At 55.3% G+C, this 23,790-nt stretch carries 18 protein-coding genes; all 18 read left to right on the top strand.

The window, feature by feature from the left end:
- Positions 1-303 precede the first annotated feature (303 nt).
- The gene (locus tag VM99_24330; GenBank protein ID AKK01036.1) at positions 304-2,022 is read left to right on the top strand and encodes an ABC transporter ATP-binding protein; all 1,719 of its coding nucleotides are present in this window, start codon (positions 304-306) and stop codon (positions 2,020-2,022) included.
- Between the two features lie 73 nt (positions 2,023-2,095).
- Positions 2,096-3,400: an FAD-dependent oxidoreductase gene (locus tag VM99_24325; protein AKK01035.1), complete on the top strand. Its 1,305-nt coding sequence runs from the start codon at positions 2,096-2,098 to the stop codon at positions 3,398-3,400.
- Positions 3,401-3,654: 254 nt separating this feature from the next.
- A complete protein-coding gene (locus VM99_24320; protein AKK01034.1) occupies positions 3,655-5,130 on the top strand; it encodes a benzaldehyde dehydrogenase in 1,476 nt (491 codons plus the stop codon).
- A 148-nt stretch (positions 5,131-5,278) separates the two neighbouring features.
- Entirely contained in the window at positions 5,279-7,078 is a 1,800-nt protein-coding gene (locus VM99_24315) for a hypothetical protein (GenBank protein AKK01033.1), read from the top strand.
- 440 nt (positions 7,079-7,518) lie between these two features.
- Positions 7,519-9,069 (top strand): quinohemoprotein amine dehydrogenase, encoded by a 1,551-nt coding sequence (locus tag VM99_24310; protein AKK01032.1) that lies wholly within the window; start codon positions 7,519-7,521, stop codon positions 9,067-9,069.
- A gap of 7 nt (positions 9,070-9,076) precedes the next feature.
- Positions 9,077-10,510 carry a quinohemoprotein amine dehydrogenase gene (locus VM99_24305; GenBank protein AKK01031.1) on the top strand — a complete coding sequence of 478 codons (1,434 nt, stop codon included), beginning with the start codon at positions 9,077-9,079 and terminating at the stop codon, positions 10,508-10,510.
- A gap of 328 nt (positions 10,511-10,838) precedes the next feature.
- Complete coding sequence (locus VM99_24300) at positions 10,839-11,927, top strand: hypothetical protein (GenBank protein AKK01030.1); 1,089 nt, start codon at positions 10,839-10,841, stop codon at positions 11,925-11,927.
- Complete coding sequence (locus VM99_24295; protein AKK01029.1) at positions 11,927-12,595, top strand: subtilisin; 669 nt, start codon at positions 11,927-11,929, stop codon at positions 12,593-12,595. Before VM99_24300 ends, VM99_24295 begins: the two co-directional genes overlap by 1 nt.
- Before the next feature lie 90 nt (positions 12,596-12,685).
- On the top strand, positions 12,686-14,824 hold the full coding sequence (locus VM99_24290) for a chemotaxis protein (GenBank protein AKK01028.1): 2,139 nt from the start codon (positions 12,686-12,688) through the stop codon (positions 14,822-14,824).
- Positions 14,825-14,995: 171 nt separating this feature from the next.
- Positions 14,996-15,952, top strand: coding sequence for an AraC family transcriptional regulator (locus tag VM99_24285; protein ID AKK01027.1), 957 nt, complete (start codon positions 14,996-14,998; stop codon positions 15,950-15,952).
- Between the two features lie 148 nt (positions 15,953-16,100).
- Positions 16,101-17,459: a benzene 1,2-dioxygenase gene (locus tag VM99_24280; GenBank protein AKK01856.1), complete on the top strand. Its 1,359-nt coding sequence runs from the start codon at positions 16,101-16,103 to the stop codon at positions 17,457-17,459.
- Entirely contained in the window at positions 17,456-17,941 is a 486-nt protein-coding gene (locus tag VM99_24275) for a benzene 1,2-dioxygenase (protein AKK01026.1), read from the top strand. Before VM99_24280 ends, VM99_24275 begins: the two co-directional genes overlap by 4 nt.
- 65 nt (positions 17,942-18,006) lie before the next feature.
- Positions 18,007-19,020 carry an NADH oxidase gene (locus VM99_24270; protein AKK01025.1) on the top strand — a complete coding sequence of 338 codons (1,014 nt, stop codon included), beginning with the start codon at positions 18,007-18,009 and terminating at the stop codon, positions 19,018-19,020.
- A 32-nt stretch (positions 19,021-19,052) separates the two neighbouring features.
- Positions 19,053-19,814 carry a 1,6-dihydroxycyclohexa-2,4-diene-1-carboxylate dehydrogenase gene (gene benD / locus VM99_24265; protein AKK01024.1) on the top strand — a complete coding sequence of 254 codons (762 nt, stop codon included), beginning with the start codon at positions 19,053-19,055 and terminating at the stop codon, positions 19,812-19,814.
- 80 nt (positions 19,815-19,894) lie between these two features.
- The gene (locus VM99_24260) at positions 19,895-21,235 is read left to right on the top strand and encodes a major facilitator transporter (GenBank protein ID AKK01023.1); all 1,341 of its coding nucleotides are present in this window, start codon (positions 19,895-19,897) and stop codon (positions 21,233-21,235) included.
- 64 nt (positions 21,236-21,299) lie between these two features.
- Positions 21,300-22,421, top strand: coding sequence for a muconate cycloisomerase (locus tag VM99_24255; protein ID AKK01022.1), 1,122 nt, complete (start codon positions 21,300-21,302; stop codon positions 22,419-22,421).
- A 26-nt stretch (positions 22,422-22,447) separates the two neighbouring features.
- Complete coding sequence (locus VM99_24250) at positions 22,448-22,738, top strand: muconolactone delta-isomerase (protein ID AKK01021.1); 291 nt, start codon at positions 22,448-22,450, stop codon at positions 22,736-22,738.
- A 54-nt stretch (positions 22,739-22,792) separates the two neighbouring features.
- The gene (locus VM99_24245) at positions 22,793-23,719 is read left to right on the top strand and encodes a catechol 1,2-dioxygenase (protein ID AKK01020.1); all 927 of its coding nucleotides are present in this window, start codon (positions 22,793-22,795) and stop codon (positions 23,717-23,719) included.
- Positions 23,720-23,790: the final 71 nt, after the last annotated feature.

Here is a 23,790-nt window from a genome sequence, read left to right as displayed (position 1 = left end):
ATGTGTTCAGTTCCTGAACACTTGTGTTCTCCATAACTCGGAAGCCGGGGGAATCAGCATCCCAGTTATGAGCCTTCCTGAATCCCCTTGCAGACTGGATGCTCAGGCATGAAGGCGCCAACTGGCCTTAGGCGGGAGGAGGGCCAGGGAGCATAGTACGCGAGCGTGCACACTGATCGATTGCCAGGCTGGCTCATAATTTGCATCTAAGGTGATGGTTGAAAGCGCAGATCTACATAAGACACTGGCGCAGGGATTGACCATGATAAAAATAAGTACCTTTGTGCCATGCGGAGCTGTTCGATGCAGCGACTGATTTCTTGGCTGATCGACAGCCAGCATCCAGAGTCGTTGCTGGCTGCGTTGCGTTGGCTTTACAGCTTTGTACGTCCGCATCGACTGGCCATCGTCGGGCTGCTCGGCTTGTCAGTTTGTGCCTCGCTTTTGGTGTTGCTGCAACCTTGGCTGACGAAACTTCTGATCGACGATGGTTTGCTCGCACGAGACTTTTCGAAGCTGGTAACAATCGCAAGCCTGATGATCGTCGCAGGCATACTCGGAACAGTGCTTTCGGGGATGAATCGTTACTTGCACACACGCTTGTCCGGACGGATTTTATTTTCGCTACGTGACGACCTTTATCGACACCTGCAAACCTTGGCGCCGAGCTTTTATGCTCAACGACGCATCGGTGATGTGATGTCACGGCTAGATGGTGATGTCGCTGAGATCCAGCGCTTTGCCGTGGACTCATTGTTTTCGGCAGTATCGAGCGTGGTCGGGCTGATATGTGCGGTAGTCATGTTAGTGACGCTGTCGTGGAAGCTGTCGCTGCTGGTTCTGGTGCTGATTCCTTTCGACATCCTGTGGTTGCGCTGGATGCGCCGCAAAGTCGAGCGCGATGTAAGGCGGTTGCGTGAGTGTTCTGCGGACGTTTCGTCGTTCATGGTCGAGACACTGCCAGTGATGAAGTTCATTCAATCTGCCGGTCAGCAAAAGCGAGAATCGAATCGATTGGAAGCGTTGGGACAGGGCTATATGCAGCAATTGCTGAAGCTGCAGATTACCGAGTTTTTTACGCAGGCTGTTCCGGGAACATTAACGTCATTGGCGCGTGCCTGTGCCTTTCTCCTGGGAGGCTACTGGGTGGTTCAAGGCACGTGGCAACTCGGTGCGTTGATCGCGTTTTCCACTTACCTAGGGATGGCGGTGGGACCAGTCCAAAGCCTGCTGGGCCTTTATGTTGCGATACAAAGGATGACGGTCAGTCTCGGGCGGGTCATGGAGCTACGCGGCGAAGAGCCTACTGTCCTCAGCCCTGTATTACCCAAGCCGATGCCCGCCCAAGGGGAGTTGCGTTTCGATGACGTTCACTTCACCCATCCAGGTCGTCTCAGCACCCTGCACGGTGTCGATGCGTGCATTCCTTATGGCTTGAAAGTTGCGCTGAGCGGTGGCTCCGGGGTGGGTAAATCAACATTGATAGACCTTCTTCAGCGCCACCTCGATCCACAGGCTGGGCGGGTGCTGTTGGGAGAAATCGACCTGCGAGAGTTCGACCTGTTCGAGCTACGGCAACGGATTGCCGTGGTCAGCCAAGACATCGTGTTGTTTCGTGGCAGTCTCGCCGACAACCTGGCCTACGCCGTGCCGCACGCCAGTCGGGAAGCCATAACCGCAGTGGCGCAACTCGCGCAGCTTGATAGCTTGATCGCGTCACTGCCCGAAGGGCTCGACAGCCCTTTGGGTGAACGCGGTCAACAATTGTCTGGCGGACAAAAACAACGAATCGCAATCGCTCGGGCACTGCTACAGGATCCGATGATTTTAGTCATGGACGAAGCCACGTCTGCGGTAGATGAAGCCACCGAGCGTGACGTCATCGAAGCCATCGACCGATTATTTGCCGGGCGCACGCGAATCCTGATCAGTCATCGCCCTTCAACACTGGCCAATGCAGACCTACATTTTGAGCTGCTCGACGGCGTGTTGAGGCCTAAATCGGTCCAACACGAAATCTGATCATGAGGATTTGCATGATGTTTCAAGCACGTTCCTTGTATCCCTTCGTTGGCTCGGGCGAGAGGCCTTGCCGATGACTGGCCCCAGAATACTCATCCTTGGTGCCGGACCGGCCGGAGCGGCGGTGGCGCTGGGGTTACGGCGGTTAGGTTATTCGGTCTCGCTGGCCAGCGAATGGCGAAGATTCGCAGCGCTGGAGGGCGTCTCGGTTCGTGTGCTTGAGGCTTTGCACAGCGCGGGATTCCATCACGCCTTGGGCGACGCGACATTGCCTTCACAGCGCGAAGTCGCGTGGAACGGTCAGCAACATTCCCAAAACATAGAATATTTATTGGACCGTACGACATTCGATAAAGGGCTACGGGAAGACTTGCGCCTGGCCGGGGTGGAGTTGATAGACGGACGCGTGCTGGGCATCGAAAGCTCAACGGACGGGCACAAAGTCGAGGTCCAAGGACATGGCGCAATCAAGGCGGACTTCTTGGTAGAGGCACGAGGACGCCAAGCCCCCTCGCTTGGTAAAGGTGTGCGTGGGCCGGAGACCGTAAGCTTGCTCAATCGATGGCAAGGTCGGCCGGGTGCCACCGCCAGCGCAGTAGAAAGCCTCAAGGACGGTTGGGTATGGATGGCTCGGCGAGCCGATGGCCAGTGTTATTGGCAGTGGACGCTGGATGTCGCCAGTGCCGACCTGCCTGATAAGCGCGATCTACTTCAATATTGTCTTGAGCGACGTCTGGATTCGGTTGTTGCGCAAGCATTCTTTGGCCCGCAGCGTCAGATCGATGTGCAGGTGCTTGCACGCAGCAGCACGGCAATTCTGAATCCACACGTTTGCAGCGATCATTGGATACGAGTCGGTGACGCTGCGATGGCGGTCGATCCGCTCTCGGGAAACGGCATATTCCAATCATTATCCTCGGCACTGCAGGCGCCGACGGTGATCAACACGTTGCTGTGCAAACCCGAGCGATCGGCATTGGCCCAGCGGTTTCACCAGCAGCGAGTCGAGCAATTGTTCATGCGTTTCGCGAGGATTGGTCGGGACTTTTACCTCGACGAACAGCGATGGCAAGACCAACCATTCTGGCTTGCTCGCAGACAGTGGCCGGATGCGGTGGCCGCTCATGCCGAAGCGAATTTCGACGCCCTGAAGATTGAGCGCGCCCCTGTACTGTGTGACGGGTTCGTAGTTGAGGCGCAGGTAGTGATTACCCCGGATCAACCCTTGGGTGCCTGGCAGGTGCACGGGGTCGAGCTGGCGCCGCTTGTGCAACGGTTACGCTCGGAGCCGCACGAGCAGGTGCTTGCCGGGTTGACGGAATCTCAGGGGCGTGGGGTTCGAAGCTGGTTGTTGTCGCAGGGATACAGGCCTGTCTGAATTCAGTGTTTACGATCAGCGGAAAGTTGCTCATTCTATAACTTTGCTAATCATCGATGACTATGTCGTCGCCGAACAATATGTCTGTGCGGTCGACCGGTGTTCAATTGTGGAACACATTTTTTTGTCGGTGTGCAAACATTAAACAGAAAGTTTCGTGTGTGTTCCTGAAATGGCATTGGCACGCCTTGTGCTGTAACCGAAGGAGTTCCAGACATAGCACTGCCCTAAAAATAATTTACATAGGTAACGTCATGAATCAAACTTTAAAATTTCTGCCAGAGGAGCTCTGGAGTCACTGTGTTTTCGACGGTACTTGGATAAATGTTTCTCCTAACGTCAGTCAGGTCATAGAGCCTGCAACGGGGGCATCGTTGGGTTGCATCGGCATGGCTGACGCGGCGTCGGTTTCAGCGGCGGCTCGCGTGGCTAATGAAGTACAAGCGGATTGGTTCCTCACTGATTATGAAGAACGTGCCGCAATCATGCGTAAAGCGGCAGAAATCGCAGAACTGCATTTTGGCGATATCGTCGAGTGGTTGGTTAGAGAAAGCGGTTCGACCCAGTTAAAAGCGGCGTTTGAAACCCGTGTAACGATAAAAGCGTTGCAGGAAAGCGCCATGATGCCTGGGAAAAGCCAGGGTGACGTTCTGCCCAATGCTCCGGGATCCGGTCGCCTCAGCCTAGCCAGGCGTCGTCCAATAGGGGTTGTAGGGGTCATCTCACCTTTCAATTTTCCGCTTTACCTTGCTATGCGCTCGGTCGCGCCTGCTTTGGCCGTCGGTAACAGTGTCGTGCTGAAGCCCGATCCCCGAACCGCCGTTAGTGGCGGGCTGGTCATTGGGCGCTTATTTGAGCTTGCTGGGCTGCCGAAGGGCGTTCTCCACGTCTTGCCGGGTGCGGGCGATGCGGGCGCAGCGTTGGTTGAATCGCCAGACGTGGCAATGATCCAATTTACCGGATCGACCGCCGCAGGTCGCAAAGTCGGCGAAGCGGCTGGCCGCAACCTGAAGAAGGTGTCGCTGGAATTAGGCGGGAAGAATTCGTTGATAATTCTGGACGATGCGAATCTCGACTTGGCAGTTGCCAACGCCATCTGGGGAACGTTTTTGCACCAGGGGCAAATCTGCATGGCTACTGGGCGCATTCTCGTTCAGCGCAGCCTGTATCCGGCCTTCCTCAAAGCACTGACTGCCAAAGTGGGCAAGCTCTCGGTGGGTGATCCCGCTACGACAAAGGTCTCGCTCGGGCCGCTTATCAATGCACACCAGCGCGATCAAGTGGCCAAGATTGTCCGCGAGGCTCAGCAGGCCGGTGCAAAACTCGAAGTGGGTGGGCGTTACGAAGAGCTTTTCTTCCAGCCGACGGTGCTCAGCGATGTCAAACCGGACAATCCCGCGTTCCGTGAAGAGATTTTTGGACCCGTCGCCGTTGTCGTGCCCTTTGACTCTGACGAGGAAGCAATACGACTCGCTAACGACACGGAATACGGCTTGGCTGCCGGCATCATCAGTTCGAACATTGGCCGTGCGATGAAGGTCGGTGACAAGCTTCGGACCGGAATGCTTCATATCAATGACCAGACAGTCAATGACGAAGTGGTGAATCCATTCGGCGGCTGGGGCGCATCTGGAAATGGCACGAGCGTGGGAGGGGCGGCGAACTGGGAAGAGTTCACTCAATGGCAATGGTTGACCATCAAGGATGAGGCCACGCCTTATGCCCTGTAAGGCACTGGATCGAACATAACTGCAAGATCTTGAAGAAAAAACGCCCGTTCTGAACGGGCGCTTTTTTATGCTATGTAATTATATGCGGCTGGTCATTATTAATGATAAAAACATACAAGAATGTAGAAAGGTAATGAGTGGTCAGCAAATGAATATAAGAGACATGCACGGCCTTGATGAGGTTCGGCGTCGCTTTCTGGATGGACACTCCTTGCCGGCGGATCTGCTGCCTCCTGCAGTAGCCAGTTCTTGGGAGCGGTCCAGGAAAGCAGGGCTCTCACCTTGGGATAAGCGACTGTCTGGACGTTGGCGCGCCCATGAATTGAGTAGTTCGGATTCGCGTTTGGCTGCATGCGCTCAACCTGAGCTCGACAGGCTGTGGGGAATATTCGGAGGGCAAGACTGGGCCCTGTTTTGTGTCAACCTCGAAGGCGTGATCGTTTATGCCAAGCACGCGTCCCAGCCCGACACTGTGGACTCACTGAAAGTGGGAAAGCGCGTCAATGAAGTGGATATCGGAACCACGGCGCCCAGTTGCACACTCCATGAGCAGCAGCCGTTTATCGTCTGCGGCGGTATGCACTACTTGAAAGAATTTGAAAATTTTTTCTGCGTATCCGTACCCGTTTTCGGTGTGCGTGGGGAGCTGGTGGGTGCAATCGACATAACCGGTATCGGCCAGCGCAATGCGACTGCTGTTCTGGAGCAGCTAAAGATCGCGTCCATGGCCATCGAAAGCAGGTTGTATTCGGGGTTGGTGGATTGCCAGATCGTAGCACTTCAGTTTGACGCGAGATTGATAGGAACACCTTTCCAGGGATTGGTCGCTTTCGATCAGAATGGAAGGTTCTGTGCCGCCAATAAAGTCGCAAAGAAGATATTGGGCATCGATGCTTCTGCGCCAGTCGAGTCTTCATTGGATTGGGATAGTTTTTTTGAGCGTGGGCCACAGTCCATAGTTGTGAACTCACCCAGTCTGATAGCGCTCAACGACGGGTCTTCGGTTTATGCCCAGTCATTATCGTTGCCTGGCGGCGCTCAGCCTGCTGCTCGTTTGCGCCATACATCCCCTGGGGTTGGACACGATCCTGCGCTCAATCAGCAATTCAACATGGCCTCGAAAGCCTTTGCAGCGAGCATTCCCGTCATCCTGCAGGGCGAAACGGGTACAGGAAAAGAGGTGTTCGCCAGGGCGCTTCACGACTCGTTGAATCCTGGTGCTCCGTTCATAGCCATTAACTGTTCTGCCATACCCGAGAATCTGATTGAGTCCGAGCTGTTCGGCTACGTTGAAGGAACGTTTACAGGGGCACGTCGAGGCGGTGCGAAAGGTCGTATCGAAGAAGCGCATGGCGGGACTTTGTTGCTCGATGAGATTGGCGATATGCCGTTCAATCTTCAGACCCGGCTGCTTCGGGTACTGCAGGAGAGGGAAGTAACCCGTCTCGGCAGCTCAGAACGACATCCAGTCGATGTAAGAGTTATTAGCGCGACCCATTGCGATATCCACAAGCTTATTGAGGAGCATCGTTTCAGAGAGGATCTTTTTTATCGCCTCAATGGCATGCAGGTTCGGATTCCGGCGCTCCGTCAGCGGCAGGATATGGAAGATATCATCACCAAATTGACCCAGCGCTATCAGGGAGGCGCGATTCATCCCGCAGCGTTGGAGCTGCTGAAGAATCAGGAGTGGCGCGGAAATATCAGGCAACTGGAGCAAGTGATCCGGCTGGCTGTGGCGTTGGCTGGCGCAGGGCTCGTGATCCTGCCGGAACACTTTCCAGGCTTGGAGCAGCCTGACGAGAAGCGTGATGAGAAATCGTTAAAGGAATTTGAAAGGAAGAAGATTCAAGACGCGCTGGATGCCAATGGCGGCAACGTGAAAGCGACTGCGCAGCAGCTCGGCGTTGCTCGCGGCACTATCTATCGTAAGCTAAAAATGGAATAGCTTGTTATGCCTTTCAGATTGAGGGGGTTATCACTGGCCCCCCTCTTGGCGTGATAGTTATTTGATTGCATTCATCAATGTTTGTCTCCGAACGGCGCGGATACACGCTCTAACCCATCTCTGATCATTTTTGCGCCTCAAGCCGCCAATTGAACAGACGTTATACATCGCGACTTAGGTGTGTATCGCACCCTGAGAGGCGTTGAACACTGTGTTCAGAAATAGATCACTCCTCTTGTTTCTTGTCATGATTTTTTCATTTTTATCTATATAAATCAGCGTGTTGTGTGAGATGGCACGGAATATGTATATGAATGAAAAGACACTCTGAGGCCACCCCGGGTTTTGGAGTGCGATAAAACAAAAACTAAAGACAATATTATAAAAAAATCGCCAGCATGGGCTTTGTCCCCTGTGAAGAGCCAAAGGAATTCTGATCGATGAAACCACTCCGTCGCCTTGCGTTCATCTCATGTAGTACGGTGTTGGCGCTCGCTATCGCCCCGTTTGCGGCAGCACAACAAACAGGGGAACAGGTTTTAAATACCATGTGCGCCGGTTGTCACATTGCTGCCGATGGTAGTTTCGAGCGTATAGACGCCGTGCGTAAAACCCCCGAGGCCTGGGATATGACGGTCGTGCGGATGATGCGCAACCATCATGTTCCGCTGAGCCAGGATGACCGCACTGCGGTCGTGAGATACCTGGCCCAGACACGCGGGCTGAGCGTGAAGGAAACCGAGGGGCGTCGCTACGTCTTGGAAAAGGAGCCCGTCGCAACAGACGTGGCGCCTAACCAAATGATGACCGAGACCTGCTCCAGATGTCACTCCTATGCGCGGGTCGCCTTGCAACGTCGAACCCCTGCTGACTGGGAGAAGTTGCTCAACTTCCATTTGGGGCAATTCCCGACGCTGGAGCTTCAAGCCATGGCGCGTGACCGGGATTGGTGGACCTATGTTAATGGCGAAGTCCTGCCATTCCTGGCGAAAAACTACCCACTGGGTCAGGCACCCAAAGCAACCAATGCCAAATTGAGCGAGCGTTGGGTCGTGACCGGTCATCAACCAGGAAGCGGCGACTATTCGGGTACGTTGTCATTGAAGGCCGGGGAGGAGGGCTACGATGTTTCAATGACCCTCGATAACAAAGCAGGCTCTGCGACGTATCAAGGCCGGGGAGTGTTGCTGGGCGAGGGTGAGTGGCGCGCGACGTTAAGCGACGGCAAGCAGGAAATCCGGCAAGTGTTTGCTCTGAATGCAGACGGATCACTGACAGGTCGATGGTTCGAAAAATCCAATGAGGTCATTGGCGGACGCTTCATAGCTTCACCTGTCGATGCCTCGCCTCGGATTCTCGCTGTCAGTCCGACATACCTCAGAACCGGGACAGAAAGTGAGATCACGCTCGTCGGGGTGGGGCTGTCGGGTAAGCCGGTTCTACCGAAAGGCGTTACCGGGACCGTTGTTTCTCAGAGCGATACCAAAGTTGTGATGAAGCTTTCCTCGGAAAAGCCTTGGGGGGCAGTGAAGGTCAGCGTGGGCAAGGCAAGTGCGCCTCTGGTGGTTTTTTCCAAGCTTGACGGTGTACGCGTTGAGCCTGAACAAACTATCGCTCGGGTGGGCGGCAATGGTGGGCCCATCGCAAAGGTTCCCGCGCAGTTTGAGGCAATCGGCTTGCTCAAAGGAGCCGACCGAAAACTGGGAACCGCTGACGACATCCGTGTGGGGACGTTTGACGCCTCGTGGGCGGTGGACAACTGGGACGAAGGGGCTGCGAAGATGCAGGACACCAAGTACTCAGGTTCCATTGAACAGAACGGCCGTTTCACGCCAGCGGACGCGGGTTTAAATCCTGAACGGCCGATGTCTACCAACAACCTTGGCAATCTCAAGGTGATCGCCACCGTTGATGACAACGGCAAAACTCTCCAGGGCGAGGCGCATCTCTATGTCACCGTCCAGCGTTTCGTCGACACTCCTATTCGTTGAGGCTCTCATGACAGCGCTTACCCTTATTCGGCATAACGCGCATCAAATAGATGTGGACGGTCATGCCATGATGATGCATGTCCCCAGCAGCAGCCTTTTCGAGCTTGATGGGGTTGGTCGCGATGTATACGACCTGTTCAATCGCTTCGATAGTGTCGACAGCGAGGTCATGCGCACCGAGCTAGGCGCCCGACATTCCCCGGACAGTCTGGCAGAGTGCATCAGCAGTTTTATCGACCTGGATATCCTGCGCGAGCCAGGTATTGTCGAAGCGCCTCGCGTGATCGCCAAGGTTGATGAGATACCGCTTTCGACCATTGTTCTTAACGTGAATACAGGCTGCAATCTTTCCTGTACTTACTGCTACAAGGAAGACCTCACGACCCCCTCGAAGGGCGTCAAGATGAGCTTTGAAACCGCCAAGGCCTCGTTTGAGATGTTGCTCAAACAGGCAAAGAATCGGGACCAGGTCAATCTTGTGTTTTTTGGTGGTGAGCCGCTTTCCAACTACCCACTCATTCGCGAGATGGTGCCTTACGCCGAAGCCCGAGCGGCGCAAGAGGGCAAGAAGATTGATTTTTCGTTGACCACCAACGGCACGCTGTTAACAGAGCCCATGGTGGATTGGCTCAACGAGCATCGCTTTGGCCTGACGGTATCAATGGACGGTCCGAAAGCCATGCATGATGCCAATCGCATTACGGTAGGTGGCAACGGAACCTATGACGTGGTGGCGCATAAGGTGCGGATGCTGCTGTCGCGCTATACCGCGAGGGCGGTCGGCGTCCGTGTGACACTGACCCGCGGCGTTACCGATGTGTTGGGTATCCATCATCACCTGAAGAACGAACTGGGATTTGCTGAAGTTGGGTTTGGCCCAGCGACGTCGGGTCCGATTGCATCATTCAATCTGGATAACGATGCGCTGAAGCAAGTGTTCAGTGATATGAAGACCCTGGGACGCCGTTATGTCGATGCGGCTTGCCGTGGCGAAAATATCGGATTTTCCAACATGCACCAATTGCTGACAGATATTGCACAGGGCACCAAAAAAGTCGTGCCTTGTGGTGCCGGTCTGGGATTGCTGGCCGTTGATAAGGATGGCGACCTGCACCTGTGTCATCGTTTCGTTGGGTCTGATCAACCGACCTATGGCAACGTTGGTCGCGGTATCGATGTGCCTAAGTTGGCGGCGTTCATAGAAGGCGCCCAAGATCGCAGTAGTTTCGGTTGCAAAACCTGCCGTATTCGCTCTATTTGTGCGGGTGGGTGTTATCACGAGTCTTATGCGAAACAAGGTGATCCGTTTGCTCCTGTTTATCATTACTGTGACTTGCTGCGCGATTGGGTGGATTTCGGAATCGAATCTTACGTGCGAATAATGAAAAATAATCCTAGCTTCTTCCGTAATCATATCGAACCACGGAGCGCCAAAGTATGAAACATTTGACTCCCGCCAATGCCAAGGCCAAGGCCTTTGTTGAAGCTCACGCCGAAGGTCGTGAAGAAGAAGTTGTAGCAATGAACGCCTTGGTAGGCTGTTCGACTTCTTTTGATCCAGGATGGGAAATCGATGGGTTCGGTGGCGTTTCCAACCTTTGTCAGCCGATGGAAGCAGACTTGTACGCCTGTTCTGATCCTTGCTGGTGGCCTGCCCAAGTTCCAGACACGATGTCTACTTATCCGACGTGGGGCAAAGACACTGCGGACCCCACTCAAGATTGGCGCAACCTGAACTCCGTATTCCCCGAATCCAAGGGCTAATAATAATGATAAAGTCATCCTGCTTCGCCGTGCTGTCGGTAATCGCTGCAATGAGCGGCGTAACGCCTGCCGTGGCTAAAGATTTTTTGTCGGTGGTCGCGCACCCTGACAAAGTGTTCGTTGTGGACATGGACAACCGCAAGATCCTCAAAGAATTTGTCGTTGAAAACAGCGGTGCTACGCCAATTGTTTCCGCAGTAAGCCCTGATGCCAAATATGTATACGTCTTGGCGAATGGAAGCCAAAGCGTCATAAAGATGGACATGGAAACCGGAAAAAACCTGCTCCGATTGGACATGAGCAAAGCCGACGAGCGTGTCTGGGCGACGTGGGGCATGAATCTTTCGCCCGACGGCAAAACGCTCGCGGTGTATCAGAATCCGGTAAAACACCTGCGCAACGAATTCAAAGTCCAACCCACGCGCATTGCGTTATACGACGCGGAAACGTTGACGTTGAAATCAACAGCTCCTGCCCCTCGTCAAGTGACGATGCTGATGTACTCGACTGACGGGAAGAAGATTTATGCGTTGGGCAAGGATATGTATGTATTTGATGCCGAATCGGGAAAGCAATTGGAGGAGTTGCCTATCCAGAAATGGTCGCAAAAGGATCATTTCCCCCCCGATATGCTTAACGTCTGGTATCAGTACGACAACTCTCAGCTCATGGTCGCCCCATACTACGTCAAGTTGCGCAATAAAGACCCCGCGTCCCCTGAAACATTCCAAACGGGGCTGCTTACCCTTGATCTGAAGAAGGGCAAGTTGCACATGAACGATATTGAACCCACCCAGACCATTTATTTCTCCATGGCGGCTAGCCCGGACCAAAAGCGCGCCTATGCGGTTTATAACGTGCTCCAGTCTTTCGACTTGGAACAGGGTGGCAAACCCCTCAAGCAAGTAAGCCTCCCCCATACGTTTTATTCCGTCGTCGTCAGCTCCGATAACAGATACGTGTGGATTGGTGGCGCGGGTGGTGATTTGCTTATTTATGACGGTGCCAGTTTGGAGAAGGTCGGGGAGCTGAAGCTGCCCGGTAACCCCAACATGTCGAACAACTCAGCCCTGCGATTGTTCACGGTTCAGTAATGGCCGTCCGTATAGGTGTGATTGACAGCGGAGGACTTTCGATGGACATCGAAGGTTCTCTGGCCTTTCTTCCCGATGGGCGGGTCGAGGCGTGCGCACCGGACCGCCTGGGGCACGGAACGATCGTTGCGAAGATTATTCGTAATAGCTGCCCTCAAGCAATCATTACCCATGCGCAAGTGTTTCAGGAGCGGCCGGTGACAACCGCCACTCAGGTTTCCATGGCGCTCGACTGGTTCGTCTCGCAGCCAGCTTCTCATCGAGTGGACATTGTCTGCATGAGCCTGGGGCTTGCTGCTGATCGTGCGCCTTTGCGTGAGGCTGTCTATAACGCCGGTGCTGAGAAAGTGTTGATTGTTGCGGCCAGGCCGGCCCGAGGTAGCACGTGTTATCCGGCAGATTACGAGAGCGTGATAGGCGGTACCGGAGATGCGCGTTGTACGTGGGACCAACTCTCGCGCTTGGGGCCTCGTTTGTTTGGCGCCTGGAGTAACTCACCTGAACAGGCCGGGGAGGGCATGGCGGGTGCCAGTCTGGGCGCAGCGAGGGTAGCGGGGCATTTAGCCAACATCCTTTTGCGAGAAGGACGTGCTCTGGAAATCCAAGAGGCGCTTTCCCTGATGGGCGAGTGTTGCGATTACTTCGGGCCTGAAAGAAGAACTGGCTGAAGGGATGTGATCGCGCAGGTACATCAATCAGTCATGTTGAGTCATTGATTTGGCTCCACTAAAAAATATCCCGGGTACGGGGAGGTATCTATGCGTTTTGCGCGTGTCTCCATCAAGTGGAAAATCACACTATTGGCGGGATTTTGCCTGCTGTGTACCGTCGTATTGTTGGTGGGTACGTCCCTGTATCGCATGGACACCAGTCTGGCATTGGTCAAATCAGCCAACTCACAGATGCTTGAGGCGGCAGCCCGTGCACGCATGGAGGCTAGCGGAAAGCAGCAGGTTGAGACCACTCAGCGCTTTTTTTCGGACATCTATAATTACGGTAACCAGTTCACTCGACAAGTCCAACAACTTCGAGAGCAAGCAACCAAGCATGGAGCTGATCCCCGGGAGCTGCGCAAGGACCTAAATCAACTGGTACACGACGGCCTTAAAGCCAATCCTTCGCTATTGAGTTTGTACGTGGTATTTGCGCCTGATGCACTGGACGGCCAGGATGGGCGCTTTTCGGATGAATCTACCGTGGGCAGTAATGAAAAAGGTCGATTTGCCTCTTACTGGAGTCAAAAGGATCCGACAGACAGTTACATGGCAGTGCCTGAGAAAATCATCGCCGATACCACCCCTATGTTGGACGGTACTCCGTTCAACACCTGGTATAGCTGCCCACAGCAAACCCTCAGGCCTTGCGTGCTCAATCCTTATTTTGACGACACGTCTGGCCAGCCTTTACTGATGACAACTCTTGCTTTTCCATTGATCGAAAACGGCAAAGTCATTGCGGTCATCGGCGCGGATATCAGCTTGAGTCGATTGCAGCAGCTAAGTCTGGATGGCAGCCTGCAACTTTATGAGGGTAGGGGGACATTGCGAATCGTCAGTTCCGCTGGGTTGGTTGCGGGCGATAGCCATAATCCAGGTTCACTCGGTCGTACACTCGAAAGCGTTCAGAAGGATGGTGCTGACCTACTGGCGCTGTTGAGCGCAGGTAAGTCTCAGTCCTTGGATACGCTTACGAGCCTGCGCATTTTGGAGCCGCTGAAGGTGATCCCTGAGGGGAAACCTTGGGGATTGGTTTTAGAGGTTCCGCGAGCAATCTTGCTGGAACCGGCGCTTGCGCTGCATCAGGAACTTGATGAGCGAAGCCTGTCCGGTGCGCTATGGGAAACAGGGCTTGCGGGAGGCGTGGCGCTGTTAGGTCTGATTGTGCTGTGGTTGACTGCTCGCGGCGTCAGCATGCCAATCCTCAGCGTGGCCAACATGCTTCGGGATATCGCCAGCGGTGAGGGTGATCTCACCAAACGTTTGGATTATCAAGGCAACGATGAACTGGGTCAGTTAGCAGGTTGGTTTAATCGCTTCCTAGACAAACTCCACCCGATAATCCGAGACGTCAAGGCGTCGGTACATGACGCCCGCACAACTGCTGATCAGTCAGCGACACTGTCCGAGCAAACCAGTACAGGGATGGAGCACCAGTTCAGGGAAATCGAACAGGTGGCCACAGCGTCGCAGGAAATGAGTGCAACGGCCCATGATGTGGCCAATAGCGCGGCCCAGGCTGCGCAAGCGGCTCGTGGTGCGGAGCAGGCGACCTCGGATGGCCTGGCGGTGATACAACAAACTACGCATTTGATTGATGGCTTGGCCAAAGACATGAGTCTTGCGGTAAGAGAGGTCGAAGGCTTGGCAGCCAGCAGCGGCAAGATTGGTTCGGTGCTGGATGTCATACGAGCGATCGCCGAGCAAACCAATCTGTTGGCGCTGAACGCGGCCATCGAGGCCGCGCGGGCGGGTGATGCTGGTCGTGGATTCGCGGTTGTGGCCGACGAAGTGAGAGGGTTGGCAAAGCGAACCCAGGACTCAGTCGAAGAGGTCCGTCTGGTGATCGAGACGTTGCAGCGCGGTACGAGTGAGGTGGTCAACGCGATGAACAATAGTCACCATCAGGCCCAGGGGAGTGCAGGGCAGGTTATGCAAGCTGTGACGGCACTGCAGCGTATAAGCGGCGCAGTTTCGATCATCAATGACATGAACCTGCAGATCGCCAGCGCAGCCGAGGAGCAGAGTGCGGTTGCGGAGGAGGTGAATCGAAATGTGGCATCGATTCGCGATGTTACCGAGTCGCTGTCTGATCAATCTAAGAGATCCGCTCAGATCAGTCAGTCCTTGAACCATCTGGCCAATCATCAGCAGCAGTTGATGGCACAGTTCAAAGTCTGATGATCAAGTGCGTGTACACTCGGATTGCGGGATGCTTGATCGTCAGTCCAAAGGGGGCGTGTGATTGCCGACGCGCCGTCAAGCCTGGAGACATTTACATCACGCCAGGCGCAGGTTTCACTTCGGGTGGGCGTAATGACTCTAATAATTGCAACTTCGAGTGCCGGTGCGATGGATAGCCATCTGCTCAGTGAGCGCAGTAGCATTTTTCGGGATGCGGATCCTTACGCGGTGTCCGACTACGTGAACTTGCACGTTGGATCCCATCGCATCGGTCTCTCTCGAACCACCCACCCCCAGGCCAGCCTGAACCATCGAAAATTCGCCGGTCTCGATCTGTGCCGCATCAGCTACGGCGGAAGCGTGCGTGTCACGTCGCCTGCGCTGGAAAGCGTCTACCACCTTCAGGTGTTGCTTAGCGGCAATTGTTTGTGGCGAGGCTATAAGCATGAACACTACCTGCTCCCGGGCGAATTGCTGCTGATCAATCCAGACGATCCTGTCGACCTGACGTACTCCCAGGACTGCGAGAAATTCATTGTTAAGTTGCCCGTTCAGTTGCTTGAATCGATATGTGATGAGCTGCGATGGTTGCGGCCCGCGACGGGCATACGTTTTCTGCGTAACCACTATCAGCTGGATGAGTTGGAAGGGTTTCTTGGCTTACTGGCGATGATTTGCCAGGAGTCCGAGGCCAGTACTCCGATCATGCGGGTACAAGAGCATTACGCCCAGATAATTGGCAGCAAGCTGCTGTCGCTCATGACGACCAACGTCAGCCGCGAAGGCGCAGGATCACAATCGGCCAGCTTCGATCGCATTCTCGATTACATAGACCGAAATCTGAAACAGGACTTGAACGCCGAGCACTTGGCACAACAGGTCAGTATGAGCACCAGGTCCTTGTACGTGCTGTTCGAGCGCCACTTGGGTATCACACCCTTGCAGTACATTCGCCAGCGCAAATTGGAACGCATTCAAGCTTGCCTGAGCGACCCGAGTTGCCCGGTCCGTAGCCTGACTGAAGTGGCGCTGGACTACGGCTTTCTTCACTTGGGCCGCTTCTCTGAGCTTTACCGTTCGCAGTTCGGCGAGCTTCCTTCGCAAACCCTCAAATCACGCGTCTGAACGCGCCATCCTGGCGCGCCGGTGCCGCTGATCGATCCTGCGTGACGGCTGCGCAAAATGGATAGCGATCTGCGGAAATCGGATATTTCCTCCTGAATTGTCTGCCTAATCTGACCGGGCCTGAACAATAACAATGGAGGCCCTGGCCATGTCCCTGGGAAACGATTACCTGAATGCCCTGCTTGAAGAAGACAAGGAGAAGGGCATCTACCGTTGCAAACGGGAGATGTTCACCGATCCACGTCTGTTCGAACTGGAGATGACGCACATCTTCGAAGGCAACTGGATTTACCTTGCCCACGAAAGCCAGCTTCCCAACAACAACGACTTCTTGACCACCACCATGGGGCGCCAGCCGATTTTCATCGCGCGCAACAAGGACGGTGTGCTCAATGCCTTTCTCAACGCCTGTAGCCACCGCGGCGCCATGCTCTGCCGACACAAGTCCGGCAATCGTTCCAGCTACACCTGCCCATTTCACGGCTGGACGTTCAACAACAGCGGCAAACTGCTCAAGGTCAAGGATCCGAGCGAGGCCGGATACCCCGAAAGCTTCAATTGCGAGGGTTCCCATGACCTCACAAAAGTTGCTCGTTTCGAGTCCTATCGTGGCTTCCTGTTTGGCAGCCTCAATGCCGACGTAAAACCTTTGGCGGAGCATCTGGGCGAATCATCGAAAATCATCGACATGATCGTGGACCAATCGCCGGAAGGGTTGGAGGTGCTGCGCGGATCCAGTTCCTATATCTACGAAGGCAACTGGAAGCTGACCGCCGAAAACGGCGCCGACGGCTACCACGTGAGCTCTGTGCACTGGAACTACGCAGCCACGCAGAACCAGCGCAAGCAACGTGAGTCGGGCGAAGAAATCAAAACCATGAGTGCCGGTAGCTGGGCAAAAAACGGCGGTGGTTTCTACTCCTTTGACCACGGCCATTTGTTGCTCTGGACGCGTTGGGCCAACCCCGAGGATCGACCTGCATACGAGCGTCGTGATGAGTTGGCACGTGACTTCGGACAGGCCCGGGCCGATTGGATGATCGAAAACTCCCGCAACCTCTGTCTGTACCCGAACGTGTATTTGATGGACCAGTTCAGTTCGCAGATTCGCATCGCTCGGCCCATCTCGGTCGATAAGACTGAAATCACCATTTACTGCATCGCCCCCAAAGGCGAAAGCGCCGAGGCGCGCGCCAAGCGCATACGCCAATACGAAGACTTCTTCAACGTCAGCGGTATGGCCACGCCGGATGATTTGGAAGAGTTCCGCTCCTGCCAAACTGGCTACGGTGCTGGGCGTGGATGGAACGACATGTCCCGTGGTGCAGAACATTGGGTCGAGGGCGCAGACACTGCCGCACAGGAAATCGGCCTCAAGCCGCTGCTCTCCGGCAAGCGCACTGAAGACGAGGGCCTGTTTGTCCTGCAACACAAATATTGGCAAGAAACCATGCTCAAGGCCGCATCCGCCGAGCAGCCATTGATTCCGGTGGAGGCCGTGCAATGAGTACTTATGACGTTGTGCGTGACTTTCTCTATCGCGAAGCTCGCTACCTGGACGATGCCCAATGGGATCAATGGCTGGAGCTGTACGCCGTTGATGCCACGTTCTGGATGCCGGCCTGGGACGACAATGACACGCTGACCGAAGATCCGCAAAGTGAAATATCGCTGATCTGGTACGGCAACCGTGGCGGTCTGGAAGATCGTGTGTTTCGCATCAAGACCGAGCGCTCCAGTGCGTCCACTCCGGACACGCGTACCTCTCACAACCTGAGCAATATTGAAATTGTCGAGCAGACCGAAGGCCAGTGCCTGGTGCGTTTTAACTGGCACACCCTGAGCTTTCGCTACCAGGTAACGGACAGCTTTTTCGGCAGCAGTTTCTACACCCTCGACCTGCGCGGCGACCAGCCGCTTATCAAGGCGAAGAAAGTCGTGCTGAAAAACGATTACGTCCGCCAAGTCATCGACATTTATCACATCTGATCAGGCTGCGGCGAGCGCTGTCGACGCATCCAAGTGTCGGCTCGACGCTGTGAGTGAGGTGCAACATGAGTTTCCAGATCGCATTAAATTTCGAAGACGGGATCACCCGCTTCATTGAGGCCCAGGGGCACGAAACCGTCGCTGATGCGGCGTATCGCCAAGGCATCAACATCCCGCTGGACTGCCGTGACGGCGCGTGCGGCACCTGCAAATGTTTCGCCGAGGCCGGGCGTTACGACATGGGTGACAACTTCATCGAAGATGCCCTGAGCGAAGACGAGCTTACCCAAGGTTACGTGCTGACGTGCCAGATGCGCGCTCAGAGCGATTGCGTCGTGCGGGTGCCCGCAGCTTCGCAAGTCTGCAAGATCGAACAGGCGAGTTTCCAGGCATCAATCAGCGATGTGCGACAACTGTCTCAAAGCACCATCGCGCTATCGATCAAGGGCGATGGCCTAAACAAGCTGGCGTTCCTGCCGGGCCAATACGTCAACTTGCAAGTACCCGGTAGCGAACAGACACGCGCCTATTCTTTCAGCTCGTTGCAGAAAGACGGTGAGGTCAGCTTCTTGATCCGTAACGTACCGGGCGGCCTGATGAGCAGTTTCCTGACCGGCCTGGCCAAGGCCGGCGATAGCATGAACCTGGCCGGCCCCTTGGGTAGTTTCTACCTGCGTGAAATCAAGCGACCACTGCTGCTGCTCGCTGGCGGCACCGGGCTGGCGCCATTCACAGCCATGCTAGAAAAAATCGCGGAGCAGGGCAGTGAGCATCCGGTGCACTTGATCTATGGCGTCACCAATGATTTCGATTTGGTCGAGTTGGATCGGTTGGAAGCTTTCGCCGCGAGCATCCCCAACTTCAGTTTTCGCGCCTGTGTGGCCAATCCGGAAAGTACTTATCCGTTCAAGGGCTATGTCACTCAGCACATCGAGCCCTGTCATCTCAACGGGGGCGAGGTAGACGTTTATTTGTGCGGCCCGCCACCGATGGTCGAAGCGGTCAACCATTACATCCGCGAGCAAGGGATTAACCCTGCCAATTTCTATTTCGAAAAGTTCGCGCCTGCCGCGGCCTGAATCGTTACGCAAAGACTCCGTTCGAGGTTGTCATGAAAAACAGATTCGAAAACAAGGTTGCCTTGGTAACCGGCGCGGCTCAAGGCATTGGTCGAAGCGTGTGTGAGCAATTGCGGGCCGAGGGCGCGCGGGTTGTTGCGGTTGATCGATCGGAGCTGGTGCATGAGCTCAAACAAGACGACGTATTGACCCTCGTCGCCGATCTGGAAATGCACACCGAATGCATGTCGGTGATGGCAGCCGCCGTCGAGGCTTTCGACAGCCTGCACATATTGATCAACAACGTGGGCGGGACTATCTGGACCAAACCGTTCGAGCGTTACGAGGCCGCGCAAATCGAGTCGGAAGTGCGTCGCTCGTTGTTTCCGACCCTCTGGTGCTGTCACGCGGCGTTGCCCTACATGCTCGAACAAGGGCACGGCGTGATCGTCAACGTCTCGTCAATCGCGACCCGGGGCGTCAACCGTGTTCCTTATGGCGCAGCCAAAGGTGGCGTTAACGCCTTGACCGCCTGCTTGGCGTTCGAGAATGCCGAACGTGGTATCCGGGTCAATGCGATCGCGACCGGGGGCACCGAGGCGCCACCGCGGCGTATCCCCCGCAACACCGCGCAGCCAACCGAAGAAGAGAAGGTTTGGTATCAGCAAATCGTCGACCAGACGATTCAAAGCAGTTTGATGAAGCGCTACGGAACGATCGACGAACAGGTCGCCACGATCCTGTTCCTGGCCTCGGATGACGCGTCCTATATCACCGGCGTAACGCTGCCAGTCAGTGGCGGTGACCTCGGCTGACCAGGAAAACCTGTCGCATCAGGCGCGACAGATTGCATCGCCGATGTGGTTCCCAAAATAAAAACAAGAGTAACGACGCCATGCGAGTAATTGACGTTAATCAGTTCATCGACAATGCACGCTTCAGCCGATTCCATTGGGGAGTGGTAACGCTTTGCGCGCTGCTCTTGATATTTGACGGATACGACCTGTTCATCTTCGGCGTTGTGCTGCCGGCCATTATGCGCGAGTGGCAACTCACGCCGATCCAGGCCGGCGCACTGGGCAGTTATGCACTGTTCGGCATGATGTTCGGAGCGCTTGCGTTTGGGTCGCTGGCTGACAGGATCGGAAGAAAGAAAAGCATCGCAATCTGCTTCACGTTGTTTTCTTCGGCAACCCTTATCAACGGTTTTGTCAGCAATCCGACAGAGTTTGGCATTTGCCGGTTTCTTGCCGGATTGGGCTGCGGGGGGCTGATGCCTAACGCAGTCGCATTGATGAGCGAATTCGCCCCGAGACGTCTTCGCAGCACTTTGGTTGCGGTCATGTTCAGTGGCTACTCGCTGGGAGGCGTGCTTGCCGCTAGCGTGGGAATTTACATGCTTCCGCTTTTCGGGTGGCAATCCATGTTCTTCGCCGCAGCCGTGCCCCTTTTGCTGCTGCCCATGATCTTGGTTTTTTTACCCGAGTCGATCGGTTTCCTGATTCGGGCCGGGAGGGAAGGGCAGGCGCGGCGCATTCTGAGCAAAGTAGACCCTGCTTCGGCTCCCAGCGATAGCGATACGTTGAGCCAGGCGGACAACAAGGGCCGCGGAGTGATTCTGCTGGCGTTGTTTCGTGAGCGGCGCGCGTCCCGCACCCTGTGTTTGTGGGTCGCATTTTTCTGCTGCTTGCTCATGGTGTATGCACTTAGCTCCTGGCTGCCCAAGCTGATGGCAAATGCCGGTTACAGCTTAGGTTCAAGCCTGACCTTTCTGTTGGCGCTGAATTTCGGTGGTATGGCCGGAGCGATCTTTGGTGGCTGGCTGGGAGACCGCTACAACCTTGGAAAAGTGACGGTGATGTTTTTCCTGACGGCCGCCGTGTCCATCAGCCTTCTGGGATTCAAAAGTTCGCCGGCATTGTTGTATCTGCTGATCAGTGTGGCCGGCGCGACAACCATCGGTACGCAAATTCTCCTGTACGCCGCCACTGCCCAGTTCTACGGCATGTCGATTCGCTCCACTGGCCTTGGATGGGCATCGGGTATCGGTCGCAATGGCGCGATCCTGGGGCCGCTGTTGGGGGGAGCACTGCTGGGCATTGGCCTGCCGCTGCCATTGAATTTCGTTGCGTTCGCGGTTCCAGGCGCCATTGCCGCGATAGCCATGGCGCTGTTCACCCTCGTCGGCAAAAGAAACGTGGCCGATTCGAGCGTTTTGATGGCCGCCAAACCGTAACCAATCTTGCCTTGTTCCTTGAGCGGAACCAGGTGTCTCTCAGTTCACGTATCGGAAGATTGTCATGAGCCCAGTACTGATCCACAGCCTGTCGGCGATCATCGTCGACCTGCCGACTATTCGTCCGCACAAGCTAGCCATGCACACGATGCAAAAGCAGACCTTGGTTATTCTGCGGCTTCAATGCAGTGACGGCATCGAAGGCATCGGCGAAGCCACCACCATCGGCGGTTTGTCCTACGGCTATGAAAGCCCGGAGAGTATCAAGGCCAATGTCGACGCTCACTTGGCGCCCGCGCTGGTAGGCATGGCAGCGGACAACATTAATGCCGCGATGCAAAAACTCGACAAGATTGCCAAGGGCAATACTTTTGCCAAGTCCGGCATCGAAAGCGCGCTACTCGATGCCCAGGGCAAACGCGTTGGAATGGCCGTCTGCGAGCTGCTTGGCGGTCGGGTACGCGACAGCCTGGAAGTCGCCTGGACGCTTGCCAGCGGCGATACCGCCCGGGACATTGCCGAGGCCGAGCAAATGTTGGAGCTGCGCCGTCATCGCATCTTCAAATTGAAGATCGGCGCCAATCCTCTGGAGCAGGATCTCAAGCATGTCGTTGCGATCAAAAAGGCCCTTGGCGATCGTGCCAGTGTGAGGGTCGACGTCAACCAGTATTGGGACGAGTCCCAGGCAATACGTGGCTGCCAGGTGCTTGGCGAGAACGGCATTGATCTGATCGAGCAACCCATCTCGCGGGTTAATCGATCAGGCCAGGTTCGGCTGAACCAGCGAAGCCCGGCACCCATCATGGCCGATGAGTCCATTGAAAGCGTCGAAGACGCGTTCAGCCTGGCGGCGGATGGCGCAGCCAGCGTCTTCGCGCTAAAAATCGCAAAAAATGGCGGCCCTCGCGCTGTGCTGCGTACGGCACAGATTGCCGAAGCGGCCGGCATCGCGCTGTACGGGGGGACGATGCTGGAAGGTGCAATCGGCACCCTGGCTTCGGCTCATGCATTCGTCACGCTCAAGCATCTGACCTGGGACACCGAGTTGTTTGGTCCGCTGTTATTGACCGAAGACATCGTGGTCGAGCGACCACAGTATCGTGATTTCCAGCTTCTTGTTCCATCCACGCCAGGTCTGGGATTGGCATTGGATGAAGATCGCCTGGCTCATTTTCGCCGTTCCTGAATCCGCAACCCTATAAGGAGAGCACCATGCTATTCCACGTCAAGATGACCGTGAACCTCCCACTCGATATGGATGCGAGCAGGGCAGCGCAACTCAAAGCCGACGAAAAAGAACTGGCCCAGCGACTGCAGCGCGAGGGTACTTGGCGCCACCTCTGGCGCATCGCGGGTCACTACGCCAACTACAGCGTGTTCGATGCACCTAGCGTCGAGGCGCTGCACGACACCCTCATGCAGCTGCCGCTTTTTCCCTACATGAGCATCGAGATCAACGGGCTGTGTCGCCACCCTTCGTCCATCCATGCGGATGACCGTTGAGATTCCTGCAATTGCTATTCGATCACTCTAAAAAAACAAGATGAGGTGAACACCATGACCGTGAAGATTTCGCAAACCGCCGAGATTCAGAAGTTCTTCGAGGATGCTGCTGGGTTGAAAAATGCGGCGGGCAGCGCGCGCCTCAAAAGCATCATCCTACGAGTGTTGAACGATACCGCGCGGATAATCGAAGACCTTGAAATCAGCGAGGATGAGTTCTGGAAAGCGGTGGACTATATCAACCGTTTGGGCGGGCGCAGTGAGGCCGGGTTGCTGGTCGCAGGCCTAGGTATTGAGCACTTCCTGGATTTGCTGCAAGACGCCAAGGATGCGCAGGTAGGGTTGACGGGCGGTACGCCACGTACCATCGAGGGCCCCCTTTACGTTGCTGGTGCCCCCATAAGCGAAGGCGAAGTCCGTATGGACGACGGCAACGAGGAGGGGCCAGCTACCGTGATGTTCCTTGAAGGCCAAGTGTTTGATACACAGGGTCATCCACTGGCGGGCGCCACGGTAGATTTGTGGCACGCCAATACCAAGGGCACGTATTCATTTTTCGATAAGAGCCAGTCTGAGTACAACTTGCGTCGTCGCATCATTACAGATGCGCAGGGGCGCTACCGTGCGCGCAGTATCGTGCCCTCCGGCTATGGTTGCGATCCGCAGGGCCCTACCCAGGAATGCCTGGACGGGCTCGGTCGCCACGGCCAGCGACCGGCGCATGTTCACTTCTTCATTTCGGCTCCAGGACACAGGCATCTGACTACTCAGATCAATCTTTCAGGAGATAAGTACCTTTGGGATGACTTTGCATACGCCACCCGCGATGGATTGGTTGGAGAGGTGGAGTTCAAGGAGGATGGCGCACGGGGTGTTTCGGGGCGCTACGCTGAACTCAAGTTTAACTTCCAGCTGCAACACGCTGTTGATCCAACTGCAGAGCAGCGCAGTCAGCGCCCCCGAGCCCTCCAGAATGCATGATTAATTCACCAGAACGGGGCCAGCGGGACGGCCCCCGTTCTGATGAGTCGTTCCTTGTTGCGTCGATAAAT

It is taken from the genome of Pseudomonas chlororaphis, assembly GCA_001023535.1.
In the GTDB taxonomy this organism is placed as follows: domain Bacteria; phylum Pseudomonadota; class Gammaproteobacteria; order Pseudomonadales; family Pseudomonadaceae; genus Aquipseudomonas; species Aquipseudomonas chlororaphis_E.
The sequence above is the reverse complement of the archived record's forward strand: the minus strand, read 5'-3'. Positions and strand labels throughout refer to the sequence as shown.